The following is a 15,587-nucleotide window of genomic DNA, read 5'->3' on the forward strand; positions in this document are numbered from 1 at the left end:
ACGGCGTTTTACTGAACTATGTAAAAAAAACGTTATTTTTTATCTTAAGGGATTTTTCGTATGACTTCTGCTACCCCTGTTATTTTTGACCACGATGGTGGTATAGACGACCTACTATCGTTACTACTTTTGCTTCGTTTACCTAATATCGATGTATTAGGTGTCACTATTACGCCCGCCGATTGTTACCCCGACGATGCCCTGCTAAGCACACGAAAAATTCTAACTTTGACAGGAAATACCCATATTCCAGTGAGTGTAGGGCAGTTAACCGGACCAAACCCTTTTCCACCAGAATGGCGGGCTCAGCCCAAGATGTGCCATGCTACACCTGTAATGTTGCGTACAGCTCACGACAGCGTGAAAGTTGAACCTACGGCCGCACATGAATGGATGCAAAGTGCATTAGTTAGTGCCTCGTCGCCTGTGACAATATTAATGACCGGACCTGCAACAAATCTAGCAACAGCACTTACGCAGCAGCCTGAACTGGTTAGTAAGGTTAGTAAGGTTGTATGGATGGGAGGCGCCGTAAAGGTGAAAGGGAATGTTGCTATGCACGACCATGATGGCTCGGCCGAATGGAATGCATACTGGGACCCGAAAGCCACTAAAAACTTGGTTGATAGCGGGGTGAACTTACTGTTGGTACCATTGGATGCCACTAACGATTTACCGGTGAGTTGGGATTTTCTACAGAAATTAGCAGATAGAAATACACCGGTATCAGACCTTGCCGGACAGTTTTGGGCATCAACCGTAACGGCTATCCCTTCTTACGAATTCACATACTTTTTATGGGATATTCTTTCGACTTGTATTCTAGCTATACCTGATGCCAAACTGAGTATTGAAACGGGGCAGGTTGCGGTAAGTACAACTACCCCAAATGCAGGTCAAACTTACCTTTGTGATGAAACAGGAAGTCAGATTTCATGGGTATCTAAAGTTGATGCTGACTATGTGCGCGCAATGGTAGTTTACTACCTGAGCGGAGAATTTTCTGAAACACCAGTGACATTTGTTAATTAATTGTTATATATTTTAATCGTGGTGATTCTCATGGAGTGATAGATGGCGGTTTTAAAGAAGATAATTATAAGCGTGGGTGTGTTGATTGCTTTGGTGGTATTGGTGGGTTTTTTACTTCCTAAGGAATACACAGTCGAAAGAAGCATTTTAATTGACGCTCAACCTGGTGAAATTTACCCCGACGTAGTTGATTTACGTGCATGGCAAGATTGGGGCGTATGGTTTCAACGGGACCCCAGCATGGAAATTGATTACACTGGCCCTGACAGAGCTATTGGCATGAAGTCATCTTGGAAAAGTGCGTCTGAAGGCAAGGGTGAAATGAAAATTACCGACTTAGAGCACAATAGCAAAGTGGTCTATACGTTAATGTTTCCTGAATGGGAAATGGAAACCACTGGCTCCTTAGAGTTAATTCCTTCTGGGGACGCAACAAGAGTGACGTGGCGTGACTCAGGTGATGTCGGTAACAATATTATCAGCCGCTACTTTGCACTTATGATGGATGGCATGATTGGCCCCGATTTCGAAATGGGGTTAGAAAACCTCAAAACGGTGGTAGAAAATAGAGGGTAAATGCCTTTTGGTTCACGCGCTTTCTTTAGCGTGGATGTATTGTTTATTTTGAAGAGCTGAATTCGCTGAGTGTTAATTCCATAGACGCATTCGGCTCTTTTCACTTCAGGCTAGTTAATTAAGCCTATTCTCTTCATTGCCCCGCCTATATGTACGGCATGTACGGCGAGTTTTATCTCTGTTGATAACATTTCTGTATCTTAAATTGCCACAACTACTAGGTGCTAGCTACTAGGTGCTTGCGTGGGCTCTGGCTTGCACTTGTATTTCTTTTATCGAGACACCCATGTTTATTTAGTTTTTTTATATCACTTATGAAGAAGAACACTTATGAAGACACCCATGTTTTCAGCTGCTTAAATTTAGATAAGTTGGCCTATAAAGCTTCACTCAAAACTGCCATCAACTTCTAACAAGACACCCATAACATTTGAATTACTAACTGAGTAAATATTTGAGAGTGGAATGTATTGTTATGATGGGTGTCTTGTTAATAATTAACTAAGCGAACTTCACTATAGAGACACCCATGATAGAGGACTTTTTATCGTTCTATTAGAAGTTTCATCAAGACACCTTACCGAGAAACGCGATACCGAGACACCCATCGAAATAACTAAACAGGATATAAGAGCGAAAAGGTATTTTATTATGGGTGTCCAACTAAGCGAATTTGCGCGAAATGTACAAAATCACGCCTAATTGCTAAGTTAAATACTCGGTTCTATACGTTATATTAAAACAGTAAATAAATGATCAAACTGGTCATTGTTAAAGTACCAAGTAGGTTGGGAAATCAGCTCAACCTCAACTGGCTTGGAAAGGGACATTCAAAAAAGCAGTCATTAATGCGAGTTATTAGTGAAATGAGATTTGGGAACAGAGATGCTTAAAGATAAGAATCGACTAATTGTAAGTTTAGCCTTCAATAAATTAGCCGATTTATTAGTGTCTGCAAAAGTAACCTTGCCAGCGCTGCTCATTTCACTAGGTGCCCCTGGTTGGATGATTATGTGGTTAGTGCCGATTCGAGAATCTGGCGCATTGTTACCTCAAGCATTCGTAGGTTTATATCTGCGAAAGCGCAGCGCTAGGCACAATGTATGGCGTGTAGGTTTAGCGGTTCAAATCTCGGCTGTATGCAGCATGTTATTTGCAGCTTTGCTGTTGGATGGTATCACTGCCGGCGCCGTGATTTTGGCTGCACTTATACTACTAAGCATAGGGCGTTCCGCGAGTTCTTTAACTGTTAAAGATATCGAAGCGAATGTTAGTCCGAAGGGCGAGCGGGGAAGGTTAGTGGGGCTAGCCTCTACCGCGTCTGGTGTTATGACATTATGCGCAGCAGTACCACTCGTTTATTTTGAAGAGCAACTAGAAGACTATTCGCTTTTTATATTACTGATATGCTCTGTGCTTGCCTTTGGCGTCGCACTGTTTTCGATGTTCACGATAAAAACCTATGTTGAAACCGATGAGTTTAAAGACAAATCAGTGTTTAACTGGCGATTTGATAACACGGTATATCGTTTCATTTTTGTGAGAGGACTTTTTGTCAATACGGCACTCGTTGCGCCCTATTTCATGCTTGAAAGCTCACAGAATGCAAAATCACTGCTTCCATATTACCTTGCAGTTCAGGCGTTAGCGTCAATGCTATCTTCGTTTATATGGGGAGCAATTGCTGATAAAAGCGCTCGTTATACCCTCCAATTATCTGGGGTATTGGCACTTCTCGCGTGTGTAGGTTTGCTTAGTATGCAGCCAGACAGCTTATGGCTGTCGGCCACTTTATTTTTTATCTTGTCGATTGCTCATGCCGGTGTTCGAACCGGACGTAAAACTTATAGTTTAGACATAAAAGATGGTCAAGAAAGAACCGAGTTGGTTGGTTTTTCAAATACTGCTATCGGCCTAATTCTTCTTGGCTTTGGCGGATTTTACGCATTAACTTCATCACTTATCGATTTTTCCGTAGTTTATATAATGACAGCTATAGTGACTTTAGCTATTTGTACTACGCTTGTTTTACCGAAAGAAAAGTAAAAAGTGAATGGAAAGCAACCATTGTGAGTGTTACTCCGGTTGCGTTAGCTGAACATGAAATTGGTTTTGTTCGATATGGGGTTACCTGTGTCACCGTTATTAAATTAGGTTTTAAGTATGCCTTTTGAAAAGCAACAACACACAGAGTCAGCAACTTTGCCCGTAAAAGATCCGGCTGAGTTAGAGGGCTACCTAAACGCATTTTTAGATATTTCGGAAGACCCCGTTTTTATCAAAAATAGCGAGGGTAAGCTTCTAGTTGCTAACAATGCTTTTTGTGAACTTGTAAGCCTGCCCCGTGAAAATTTAATCGGAAAAACGTTTTTAGATAACGAGTTGGCACCGCAATTGTCGATCCTCGCCAATGATGATAACGCTGTTTTACACACGGGTGAAGACAGTGTTATTGAGCATGCTTTAACAGGCCGAGGGCGAAAAAATAGCGATGTGCTAACCAAAATAAGCCGCTTCATAGACCGCAATAATCAACGTTTTATTGTAGGCGTTATTCGTGACGTTACCAAGCGTAAACAAAATGAATTAAGAGAAAAAGCACGCAGCCAAGTGTTAGAGTTAATTACAAGTGGCGAGCTTTTGAAAACGGTACTAGAGGCAATTGTGAGTTCTGTTGAGCTCAACAATCCTGAAATGATGTGTAGCATTTTGATTCTTGATGAATCGGGTAACCATTTGCTTAGTGGAATAGGGACCAGCCTTCCCGATTTTTATACCCATGCCATTGATGGTGTGCAAATAGGTATTGGAGTGGGGTCTTGCGGTACTGCCGCTTACATCAATGAACGAGTCATCGTTCCCGATATTGAAACCCATCCTTATTGGAAAGGTTTTAAAGAGTTAGCGGGTAGTGCAAACTTAGGTTCGTGTTGGTCAGAGCCTATTCGTTCTACTCGGGGGGATGTACTCGGCACGTTTGCAATTTATCATAGTGAGGTAAATTATCCATCGGAAGAAGATCTTTCTTTAATAGAGCAAACAGCAAGCTTGGCCAGTATTGCCATTGAAAAAAACCGTTCAGAAGAAACATTGAAACGTGCCGCTAGTGTTTTTACACACGCTAATGAAGGCATTATTATCACTGATGCGTCCGCCACTATTATCGAAGTTAACGATACATTTTGCCGCATTACCGGTTACAGCAAGTCTGAAGTGTTAGGCAAGAACCCCAAAATCCTTCAGTCAGGGCGGCATCCCCACCAGTTCTACACCAATATGTGGGAGAAGCTGGATTCAACAGGGCATTGGAGAGGGGAAATTTGGAACTGCCGTAAGGATGGGGAAGTTTATCCGGAAATGCTGACAATCAGTGCGGTAAAAGGCACTGACGGGCGAGTCCAACATTATGTTTCTCTGTCTACAGATATTTCAGAAATCAAGCTCAACCAAGGCAAGCTAGAACGAATTGCGCACTATGACTTACTGACAAATCTTCCGAATAGAGTATTGCTTGCAAAGCGGCTTAATCAGTCAATTATGCATAGCCAGCTGCAAGAAAGCTCGTTAGCCGTTGCGTTCATGGACTTAGATGGATTCAAGGCCATTAATGACAACTACGGGCATGATGTGGGTGACCAGTTTTTAGTTGAAGTATCAAAAAGCCTAAAGGCCAGTTTGAGAGCGGGAGATACGATTGCTCGAATTGGTGGTGATGAGTTCATCATCATTATGGATAATTTAAATGAGTTTAGTGACTGTGAGCATGTTTTAAGTCGCCTGCTTAAAGCAGCCTCAGCCCCGTTAACTATTGCTGGTGCGGTAATGCAGGTTTCTGCGAGTATTGGGGTGTCGGTTTATCCTCAAGATAATGTCGATGCAGACCAATTGATTAGGCATGCGGATCAGGCAATGTATGTAGCCAAGCAAGCAGGAAAAAATAGGTATCATCAATTCGATTTAGAGCAAGATAATGCAATCAATTCGAATAACAAGAGCATTGATAATGTACGCGTTGCATTGGAACGGGGTGAGTTTGTTTTACATTATCAACCAAAAGTAAATATGAGTACTGGGGAAGTGATTGGTGTAGAAGCGCTAATTCGCTGGGAACACCCAGAAAGCGGCTTAATTCCTCCGCTCGACTTTTTACCTGTAATTGAAGGGCACGACGTAAGTTTAGCGTTGGGTGAATGGGTTATTGATGCTGCATTACTACAGATATCACGGTGGAAAAAACGGGGTATACATCTAGCCGTTAGTGTGAATATTAGTGCACATCAACTGCAGCAAGAAAACTTTACCTCTAGGCTGAAATCATTGCTAGATGCCCATCCAGACGTGAATCATAGCTACTTAGAGCTTGAAATATTAGAGACCAGTGCGCTGCAGGATACCTTTCAAATATCTTCAACAATGAATACCTGCCAAGAATTAGGGGTTAATTTTGCAATCGATGATTTTGGAACGGGCTATTCTTCACTTACTTATTTAAAGCGATTACCGGCTTACTTAATCAAAATTGATCAAAGCTTTATTCGGGATATGTTAGAAGATACTGACGATTTAGCCATTGTTGAAGGCGTTGTGGGTTTGGCTAAGACATTTAAACGAGAAGTGATTGCCGAAGGTGTCGAGTCAGTTGACCATGGTGTTGCGTTAATTCGTTTAGGTTGCGTTCTTGCTCAGGGCTACGGAATTGCGAAACCTATGCCAGCCGAGCAGGTCACTAACTGGCTGACTACCTGGCAAGCTGACGAAGCCTGGTTGATGATGAGTGATGAGATTGAGCATAGTTGAGGCGTTATCGAGACACCCATGTTAATGAGCATGATAATGAAGACACCCATATTATTGAATTTGAATTCAGTTTTTTCGGGGAATGCTGGGACATCCATATTAGTAAACTAGCGAAAAACAACGGAACTATTGATTAATAGAATGATTAATATAAAGACACCCACCCCTAGCTAACAATTTATAAGGCTTTAACCTCACGAATTAAGGTGGATGTCCTATTACCTACTTTTATCTTTCAAAGCCCTACAGTACCAGGATATTTACAATGGATGTCCTATTAAACGTTTAACTGCTTCAACTTTAGTCGAAAGTTGACTTAAAAGGCTATCACACGGCTTATTAGTAGCCTCATCAAAGCCAAACCGTCAAATACACCCACTTCATTATTTTCCATTTCATACAAATAATGAGATAGGAATATTAATCTGCGTAACTAGATATTAAGCCAATAAGGAACGAGGAGTAATGAAGTAGACGTGAGATGTTTTGTGAGAGTATAGCCAAGAAGAGTTCAAAGCTAGAGTATTAGCAGATTAGCCTAAAAGCTTTGCATTCTTTATTCCTCTAGCGCGTTTATGGTTGGTATTGTGTTTAAAACTATTCATGGTTGCTTCGCAGCCTGCAGCGCTGGTAAATAGCTCTTCAAATTTAGTTGTAAGCTGGTGCCAAGCAGCGTTATTCATTCCTATTCGAGATAAAATTGGAGCGCAGGCTGTTTCAATATATCCAGGTTTGTCGTCACGTATGCTCCTACCTGTTGTATCTACTAGTTCAAGGTAGTCAATCAAATCAAAGGGTAATCCTTTCTTATCAATAGTTTTGCTGTTGTGTGCAAAGTGAAGTAAGGCTGCAGGTTGTTGGTTTAGTTTTAGTGAGCTTAAACGGCAGTATATGCTCGTATGTTTTGAATGTTCCGGTGTATTGGCAATTTTCGCTCTAATTGGGTTTAAATCGACATATGCCATACATGAAATCAGGGCATTCTCATTCAATAACGCTTGAGATTTAAATCGGCCTTCCCAAAACCGTCCGGTACACTCATCTTCTTTATTTGCAGCTCGCGCTATATATTCATTAAGGCTGCGCATAAACCAACTGATATCAAACAAGCGTCGGCGGTAAATTGTAGCCGTATCATTAACCGCTTGAGCTTCAGATTCTGATAGCTGCTCCCCTTTTAGGTACTTCTGCGTTAAAAGAGTACCTTTATGGATTTGGTGCCATTGGGTAAGCACTTTTTTCACATTCCAAGCATTAGCCTTTTTCTTGTCTACATGTAACACCACATGCACATGATTACTCATTACCGCGTAAGCACAAATATCGATTGAAAACACCTTGGCTAAATTGAGTAAGCGCCGCTCAACCCATCCCCTTCGATGCTCATAGCTTTTACCGGAATGCTGATCGACTCCACAAAGGTAACACTGCCTTACGCAGCGTGAAATACAGTGATAGTAGGGGGTATCAGCAAGGCTGATTTGGCTACTTCTTGATTGCGGCACATTAAAATCCATTAAATGACGGAGCGAATATGCTAGCAGTCAATGGAAGTAGATAAACCTGTATTTTAGGCTTGATTTAGGCACCTACTGGCTGGTTTTGCTATGGGTGTCTAGTGCTATGGGTGTCTAGTTAAACCCGCAAATAGACCCGCTAACAAATCAAACCGACAGTTTTTAAAGCCAGTCATTTACTATTAGCGAGCAATGCATTGGCCACCTTAGATACGGGCTGCCTGTCTAATACATTGGAAATAAACTTAGTGGCTAATAATAGCTTATCCATACTTATACCAGTCTCAATACCAAGTCCGTTTAGCATGTATAAAACATCTTCTGAGGCCACATTTCCGCTCGCACCTTTTGCATAGGGGCAGCCGCCCAAGCCAGCTACAGCACTGTCTATAGTCGCTACGCCATAATGTAGAGCAGTATAAATATTTACCAATGCTTGACCGTACGTGTCATGAAAATGAACAGCTAAGTCTGTTACTGGAACGTCAAGACAAACATCATCTAGTAGCCGCTTCGTTGCATCTGGCGTTCCCGCTCCGATAGTATCGCCCAGTGAAATTTCATAACAGCCCATTTCAAGTAAGGTTTTCGCAACAAAAGTGACAGACTTGCTGTCTATTTTGCCTTCATACGGACAACCCATTACACAAGATACATAGCCTCTAACTGGGATGTTCTGCAACTTAGCCGCCGCAATCACGGGTTCGAATCTCTTCAAGCTCTTATTTATAGAGCAGTTAATGTTTTTTTGTGAAAAAGACTCAGACGCTGATCCAAAGATAGCGACCTCATCGACTTTCGAAGCTATTGCATTTTCAAAGCCTTTGATATTTGGGGTTAGCGCCGAATAGATAACGTCTTTTGCGCGGTTTATCCCCATGAATACCTCATCAGAATTCGCCATCTGGGGTACCCATTTGGGAGAGACAAAGGCGCCAGCTTCAATGCGTTTTAACCCACATTCTGAAAGTAAATTGATGAGGGATATCTTGTCTTTAGCGGTAAGAATAGCCTTTTCGTTTTGCAATCCATCTCGTGCACCAACTTCCACAATACTCACTTTTGATGGAAAGTGAGTTGAAGACTTATTTGCGGTGTTTTTCTCCGTGTCCATTTTGGGCGAACTCGTGGTGGGTGTCTCTATAGGAGTCGAGACAGCAGTTTGCACAGAAGAGTTGGTTGCGATGGGTGTCTTAATAACATTCTTCACTATCATTCACCTTTCGAGTCAGCATCGAAATCAATTAGCACTGATCCGCCATCCACTAACTCACCAGGTTGATAAAAATAGCCACGTACCATGCCGTCACAAGGCGCAGCAATGCTGTGCTCCATTTTCATAGCTTCCATGATAAGTAACGGCGCATCTTTTTTAACGCTAACACCAACCTCTACCAAATGAGCCACCACGGTACCATTCATAGGCGCATCTAAACTAGCTCCCGTATGGTTGTCATCGTCATCTCCAATATCAGGTGCGACGACCTTAAAATGACAATGCGAGTCTTGACCAAATAAGCCAAATTTTCCATCATTTTGCGAGAAATGGTAGCTTCGCCTTACACCGTCTACAAAGGTAATTAACTTATCAGCTTCAAGGTGGCCTGCTACTTCAATACTGTCACTTCCTGTAAGCACCTTCAGTGCAATACCTTTTTGTTTCCGTGTATCACCTGATGCGTCCTTGTGGATTAATCTAAGCGCGTGGGCCTTATCATTCACCAAAACAGTGAGGGATTCTTGATATTCCATGTTAGGACGCCATGCGGCAATAACTCCCCAAGGTGAGGGCAGTAAAGATTGCTTCTCTATGCACTGATTGCGTGAAAGTACAGTAAGTAATGCTATCGCAGGAAGCTCAGCAGTAACTGATTTACTCTGTTTGTTGAACAAACTGTCAGCATGTTTATCAATAAAGGTTGTAGTTAGTTCAGCGTTGCCGAAAGGCTCACTTGAAGCCACGTCGATGAGGAAGTCAATATTAGTTGTCACGCCATCAATATGATATTGCTTTAATGCGCTAACTAATTGCTTTAAAGCAGCTTCTCTGTTCTCACCCCATACCACCAGTTTAGAAATCATAGGGTCATAATACACGCTGATTTCGTCACCTTGCTGCACGCCAGTATCAATACGTACTTTGCTCGCTGAACCTTGGGCCGATAACATGGGTGTCTTGATAAGCGAGAGCGTGCCGCTGGCGGGCAGAAAATCATTATTGGGATCTTCGGCGTAAATGCGGGCTTCGAATGCGTGTCCCGTTAACGTTAATTCTGACTGGTTCTTGGGCAGAGGTTTACCTTCTGCTACATCAAGCTGCCAGCGAACTAAGTCTTCACCGGTGATCATTTCGGTAACAGGGTGCTCAACTTGCAAACGAGTATTCATTTCCATGAAATAGAACGAGCCGTCTTCGTCATACAAGAACTCAACGGTTCCTGCACCTACATAATTAATCGCTTTAGCTGCTTGCAGAGCAGCTCCACCCATTTGCTGTCGAATATTGGCAGGAAAATTAGGCGCAGGTGCTTCTTCTATCACCTTTTGGTGACGGCGCTGCACTGAGCAATCTCGCTCAAATAGGTATACCCCGTTACCATGGGTGTCACAGAAAACTTGTATCTCAACATGGCGAGGGCGAGTGAGGTACTTTTCAACCAGCATATGTTCATCGCCAAAGCTTGCCATCGACTCTCTTTTAGCTGCACTTAGCGCGGCCGAAAACTCACTTTCTTTCCACACTTGGCGCATGCCTTTACCACCGCCGCCGGCAGCAGCTTTAAGTAATACAGGATACCCCATGGCATCGCTGGCTTGCTTTAAGGTGGCCTCATCTTGATCATCGCCATGATAGCCAGGTACTAAAGGTACGCCAGCGGCTTCCATAATTTTCTTAGCCGCAGATTTAGACCCCATGGCTTCTATGGCAGACGCTGGAGGGCCTACAAATATAATATCGTGCGCGGTACACGCTTTAGCAAATTCGGCATTTTCAGATAAAAAACCATAGCCCGGATGAATAGCATCTACGCCAAGCTTTTTGGCATATTCAATAATTGCAGTACCGCGCAAATAGCTGTCTTTTGATGGCGCAGGGCCTAAGTGAACCGCTTCATCGGCTTGTAAAACATGCAAGGCTTTTGCGTCGGCGTCTGAATAAACTGCCACTGTTTGAATGCCCATGGCTTTAGCTGTGCGCATTACACGGCACGCAATTTCACCTCGGTTAGCAATCAGTAATTTTTTAATCATGCTAGCTTCTCCTGCCATGCGGGAGTGCGTTTTTCTAGAAAGGCTGCTAAGCCCTCTTGACCTTCTTTCGAGGTTCTTATTTTGGCAATTTGCTTGCTAGTTTCATCAAGCAACTCAGCATTAATAGGCGCACCAGCAACCTGTTGCACTAAGGCTTTGGCATGCGATACCGCTCCCGGTCCATTTTTCAGAATTTGGGTGATAATGTCGTCTATCGTGCTATCAAGTTCATCTTCGGTTACCGATTCGCTAAGCAGTCCTAGCCTCCGCGCTCGCCGTGCAGAAAAGACTTCTGCGGTTTGAAAATAGCGTCTACACACACGTGCGCCCATGGCTTCAATCACGTAAGGGCTTATGGTGGCTGGAATAAGGCCTATTTTTACTTCACTTAAACAAAACTTACTTAATTTGCTACCAATGGCAATGTCACAGCAGGCGATAAGACCTACCGCGCCGCCAAACGCAGCCCCTTGCACGCGCGCAATGGTGGGCTTTGGCAAGGTATATAGGGTATGCAACATGGTAGCCAGCGCCATAGCGTCGGCGTGATTTTTGGCTTCATCGTATCCAGCCATACGCTGCATCCACTCTAAGTCGGCGCCTGCACTAAAGCTTTTCCCTTTCCCTTGCAATACCACGGCGCGAACACTGTCGTCGTTGCCAGCTTGGGTGAAAAGCTCGGTTAGCGTGGCAATCATGTCATCGTTGAATGCATTGTGTTTGTCAGCTCGATTAAGCGTGATAAGTGCAACGTTTCTTTCATCTACGTGATAAGTAACTGCTTGATCCATAATAATTTCCCCCAAACTACATACGAAAGACACCGAAGCGGGTGTCTGGTATCGTTTGATTTAATGCGGCAGATAAAGATAGGCCTAATACCGTGCGAGTGTCGGCAGGGTCGATAACGCCGTCGTCCCATAATCTGGCCGAGGCATAATATGGGTGTCCCTGTTTTTCGTAGGTGTCGATAACCGGTTGTTTAATCGCTTGCTCTTGTTCGTCAGTCCAGGTTTCACCTGCACGTTCTTTTTGATCGCGCTTCACTTGGGCCAGTACGCCAGCGGCTTGTTCGCCGCCCATTACCGATATACGGGCGTTTGGCCACATGAATAAGAATCTGGGATCGTACCCACGGCCACACATGCCGTAGTTTCCTGCACCAAAGCTGCCACCAATTAATACGGTAATTTTAGGTACTTGGGCACATGCTACAGCGGTTACCATTTTGGCACCGTGTTTGGCTATTCCGCCATGTTCGTACTGTTTCCCCACCATGAAACCAGTGATATTCTGTAAAAATACGAGGGGTATTTTACGCATTGCACATAGCTCAACGAAGTGTGCGCCTTTTAGCGCACTTTCGCCGAATAAGATGCCGTTATTGCCGATGATGCCTACCGGGTAGCCGAAAATGCGGGCGAACCCACATACTAACGTAGTGCCGTATAAGGGTTTAAATTCATCAAAGTCTGAATCATCAACCACACGCGCTATGATTTCTCGTACGTCGTAGGTTTGCTTAGTATCTGCAGGCACAATGCCGTAAATCTCTTTGGCATCGAAACGTGGGGGCTTTGGCGCTGTAACATCTAGCGATACATTTTTGGTGCGGTTAAGCCTAGAAACTGCATTTCTAGCAAGAGATAATGCGTGGTGATCGTTATTGGCTAATTGGTCTGCTACCCCTGAAATTCGGGTATGTACATCACCACCGCCAAGCTCTTCCGCGCTCACCACTTCACCTGTAGCGGCTTTCACCAGTGGAGGACCACCTAAAAAGATAGTGGCCTGTTCTTTTACAATAATGCTCTCATCAGCCATGGCGGGTACGTAAGCACCGCCGGCTGTGCATGAACCCATCACTACGGCAATTTGAGGAATATTTTTTGCCGACATATTGGCTTGATTAAAGAAAATACGGCCGAAGTGTTCTTTGTCTGGAAACACTTCATCTTGATAGGGCAGGTTAGCACCGCCTGAATCTACCAAGTAAATACAGGGCAGGTTGTTTTCTTCTGCAATGGTCTGTGCACGTAAGTGTTTTTTCACGGTAAGGGGGTAGTAACTGCCGCCTTTTACTGTGGCATCGTTTGCTACTATCATGCACTCAATACCCGACACGCACCCAATACCGGCTACCACGCCCGCGCACGGCACATAATCATCGTACACTTCCCACGCAGCCAATTGGCCTATTTCTAGAAAGGGTGAGTTGTCATCAATTAAAGCGTTAATACGGTCTCGGGCAAGTAATTTCCCCCGAGCCTGATGACGTTCAGCGGCTTTGACACCACCACCTAGTGATACTTGTTCTATTTTTGCAACTAAGTCGTCCACTTGGGCTTGCATGTGCTGCGCATTGGCAACAAAGGTTTCTGATTTTGTATTTATCTTTGAACGTAGAACGGGCATACCCCCCCCTTTTTGTTCAGCGCCGCGCAGCTTAGTCATTTATTCAATCATTTATTAGAAAACCAGTAAGTGATTAAAATATAGGGCTACGCAGTCTGTCGTTAAGTTTGACGCGCGCTGTTGTTAAGTATCAGCGCTGTCTGTCTTTATATGTAAGTACGTTATTATTTTGATTCGTTGAAAAGTTCGCGGCCAATGAGCATGCGGCGTATTTCTGATGTACCCGCACCAATCTCATATAACTTAGCGTCTCTTAATAATCTGCCGGTGGAATACTCGTTGATATAACCATTGCCACCTAAAAGCTGAATGGCGTCTAAGGCCATTTTGGTAGCTAATTCTGCTGAATATAAAATGGCGCCCGCGGCATCTTTACGAGTGGTATCGCCTCTATCGCACGATTTCGCTACGGTATACACATACGCTCTGGCGGCGTTCATTTGGGTATACATATCAGCCACTTTGCCTTGAATGAGTTGGAATTGGCCAATGGACTGGCCAAATTGTTCACGGTCATGAATATAGGGTACAACCACGTCCATACAGGCTTGCATTATGCCCAAGGGGCCGCCCGACAGTACTAAGCGCTCATAATCTAGCCCACTCATTAGCACTCGTACGCCTTCGCCTTCTTTACCTAGAATATTCGCTGCAGGTACTTCACAGTCTTGAAACACAAGTTCACAGGTGTTTGAAGAACGCATGCCTAATTTATCGAGCTTTTGTGCACGGGTGAAGCCAGGGAAATCACGTTCCACAATAAATGCGGTGATCCCTTTAGGCCCCGCTTGCGGGTCTGTTTTTGCGTAAATGACAAAGGTATGGGCATCTGGACCATTGGTGATCCACATTTTGTTGCCGTTTAAGATGTATTTATCACCGCGCTTCTCAGCACGTAATTTCATGCTCACTACATCTGAACCCGCATTAGGCTCACTCATGGCCAACGCACCTATGTGCTCGCCGGAAATTAACTTCGGCAGGTATTTTTCACGCTGCGCGTCGTTGCCGTTTCTGAAAATTTGGTTAACGCACAAGTTAGAATGAGCGCCATAACTTAAGCCAATCCCTGCTGATGCGCGGCTTACTTCTTCCATCGCAATGGTATGGGCTAAATAACCCATGTCTGCACCGCCATACTGCTCGGATACTGTCACACCCAACAAACCCATTTCGCCTAGTTTCGGCCATAAAGCATTTGGGAATTGGTTGTTAGCGTCTGCTTCCTCTGCCAGTGGGGCAATTTCATTTTGTGCAAACTGGTAGACTTGGTTACGTAATAAGTCGATATCTTCGCCAAGATCGAAATTTAACGTGGGGTAAGAAGTATTCATGCAATTTTTCCTTTTTCTAACTCCGCAAGCTCTTCTCGGCATCGGCCTTCTACTTCATCAAGTTCTTGCATTAAACTTTGGATGTCATCGAGTTGTTGATGAAGTACCGCCCGTTTTTGTGCGGTCATTTCCAACATGGTGCCTAGCTGCACGGCTGAATTAGCATTGGTATCGTACATTTCAAATAAGGTTTTTACTTCGGCTAGGGAAAATCCAAGTCGCTTCCCCCTAAGAATGAGCATTAGCCTCACTCTATCTTTGTTGTCATACACACGGTTCTGACCAGTACGTTTGGGGCTCAGCAGGCCTTGCTCTTCATAAAAGCGAATAGAGCGGTGAGTTATATCGAATTCTTTTGCCAGTTCACCAATCGCATACACTGATTCGTTCTCGTTGTTATTCATAACACGTACCTTTGGTTTTATGTCTGTGTCTCATGCTGTTTACAAAAAGACTTTCCCTGAATGAAGAGCGCTTTCTTGACACTAAATATTTTGAGGTTTACGTTAACGTTAATTACCTTTTACGTTAAGGTAAAGTAACATTTTGCTAACGTCAATTTTTCATAAGTACGATAGCTCGCTTATGTATAAATGAGTGTCTACATTTATATACATTGGTGAACTTTAATTAAAATTTTTATATCAATTTCATGTGGTTAAGA

11 protein-coding genes are annotated in these 15,587 nt (G+C 43.6%); 4 read left to right on the plus strand and 7 right to left on the minus strand.

Annotation, left to right across the window (positions count from 1 at the left end; all coding sequences use genetic code 11):
- Positions 1–60 precede the first annotated feature (60 nt).
- The 4 genes from Q4561_RS10745 (at position 61) to Q4561_RS10760 (ending at position 6,405) form a co-directional block, all read left to right on the plus strand.
- Positions 61–1,032 (plus strand): nucleoside hydrolase, encoded by a 972-nt coding sequence (locus Q4561_RS10745; protein ID WP_303460152.1) that lies wholly within the window; start codon positions 61–63, stop codon positions 1,030–1,032.
- 42 nt (positions 1,033–1,074) lie between these two features.
- A complete protein-coding gene (locus Q4561_RS10750) occupies positions 1,075–1,608 on the plus strand; it encodes an SRPBCC family protein (RefSeq protein WP_303460154.1) in 534 nt (177 codons plus the stop codon).
- A gap of 885 nt (positions 1,609–2,493) precedes the next feature.
- The gene (locus Q4561_RS10755) at positions 2,494–3,654 is read left to right on the plus strand and encodes an MFS transporter (RefSeq protein ID WP_303460156.1); all 1,161 of its coding nucleotides are present in this window, start codon (positions 2,494–2,496) and stop codon (positions 3,652–3,654) included.
- A gap of 117 nt (positions 3,655–3,771) precedes the next feature.
- Entirely contained in the window at positions 3,772–6,405 is a 2,634-nt protein-coding gene (locus Q4561_RS10760; protein WP_303460159.1) for an EAL domain-containing protein, read from the plus strand.
- Between the two features lie 533 nt (positions 6,406–6,938).
- Here Q4561_RS10760 and Q4561_RS10765 read toward each other — a convergent pair.
- From Q4561_RS10765 to Q4561_RS10795, 7 genes are all read right to left on the minus strand, one after another.
- Positions 6,939–7,910: a transposase gene (locus tag Q4561_RS10765; protein WP_303460161.1), complete on the minus strand. Its 972-nt coding sequence runs from the start codon at positions 7,908–7,910 to the stop codon at positions 6,939–6,941.
- A gap of 184 nt (positions 7,911–8,094) precedes the next feature.
- On the minus strand, positions 8,095–9,036 hold the full coding sequence (locus Q4561_RS10770; RefSeq protein ID WP_303460215.1) for a hydroxymethylglutaryl-CoA lyase: 942 nt from the start codon (positions 9,034–9,036) through the stop codon (positions 8,095–8,097).
- Positions 9,037–9,134: 98 nt separating this feature from the next.
- Positions 9,135–11,174, minus strand: a complete 2,040-nt coding sequence (locus Q4561_RS10775) for an acetyl/propionyl/methylcrotonyl-CoA carboxylase subunit alpha (protein WP_303460164.1) — start codon at positions 11,172–11,174, stop codon at positions 9,135–9,137.
- On the minus strand, positions 11,171–11,965 hold the full coding sequence (locus tag Q4561_RS10780; protein WP_303460165.1) for an enoyl-CoA hydratase/isomerase family protein: 795 nt from the start codon (positions 11,963–11,965) through the stop codon (positions 11,171–11,173). The genes Q4561_RS10775 and Q4561_RS10780 overlap by 4 nt, the downstream gene beginning before the upstream one ends.
- A 16-nt stretch (positions 11,966–11,981) precedes the next feature.
- A complete protein-coding gene (locus tag Q4561_RS10785) occupies positions 11,982–13,589 on the minus strand; it encodes a carboxyl transferase domain-containing protein (protein ID WP_303460217.1) in 1,608 nt (535 codons plus the stop codon).
- Between the two features lie 164 nt (positions 13,590–13,753).
- On the minus strand, positions 13,754–14,923 hold the full coding sequence (locus Q4561_RS10790) for an isovaleryl-CoA dehydrogenase (RefSeq protein ID WP_303460167.1): 1,170 nt from the start codon (positions 14,921–14,923) through the stop codon (positions 13,754–13,756).
- A complete protein-coding gene (locus tag Q4561_RS10795) occupies positions 14,920–15,327 on the minus strand; it encodes a MerR family DNA-binding transcriptional regulator (protein WP_303460169.1) in 408 nt (135 codons plus the stop codon). Before Q4561_RS10795 ends, Q4561_RS10790 begins: the two co-directional genes overlap by 4 nt.
- Positions 15,328–15,587 lie beyond the last annotated feature (260 nt).

Origin of the sequence: Alteromonas sp. 1_MG-2023 (genome assembly GCF_030547075.1) — a bacterium.
Lineage (GTDB): Bacteria > Pseudomonadota > Gammaproteobacteria > Enterobacterales > Alteromonadaceae > Alteromonas.

Coding starts and splice junctions, on each gene's coding strand:
- Q4561_RS10745 (WP_303460152.1), top strand. CDS start 61: ATGACTTCTGCTACCCCTGTTATTTTTGACCACGATGGTGGTATAGAC.
- Q4561_RS10750 (WP_303460154.1), top strand. CDS start 1,075: ATGGCGGTTTTAAAGAAGATAATTATAAGCGTGGGTGTGTTGATTGCT.
- Q4561_RS10755 (WP_303460156.1), top strand. CDS start 2,494: ATGCTTAAAGATAAGAATCGACTAATTGTAAGTTTAGCCTTCAATAAA.
- Q4561_RS10760 (WP_303460159.1), top strand. CDS start 3,772: ATGCCTTTTGAAAAGCAACAACACACAGAGTCAGCAACTTTGCCCGTA.
- Q4561_RS10770 (WP_303460215.1), bottom strand. CDS start 9,036: ATGGACACGGAGAAAAACACCGCAAATAAGTCTTCAACTCACTTTCCA.
- Q4561_RS10775 (WP_303460164.1), bottom strand. CDS start 11,174: ATGATTAAAAAATTACTGATTGCTAACCGAGGTGAAATTGCGTGCCGT.
- Q4561_RS10780 (WP_303460165.1), bottom strand. CDS start 11,965: ATGGATCAAGCAGTTACTTATCACGTAGATGAAAGAAACGTTGCACTT.
- Q4561_RS10785 (WP_303460217.1), bottom strand. CDS start 13,589: ATGCCCGTTCTACGTTCAAAGATAAATACAAAATCAGAAACCTTTGTT.
- Q4561_RS10790 (WP_303460167.1), bottom strand. CDS start 14,923: ATGAATACTTCTTACCCCACGTTAAATTTCGATCTTGGCGAAGATATC.
- Q4561_RS10795 (WP_303460169.1), bottom strand. CDS start 15,327: ATGAATAACAACGAGAACGAATCAGTGTATGCGATTGGTGAACTGGCA.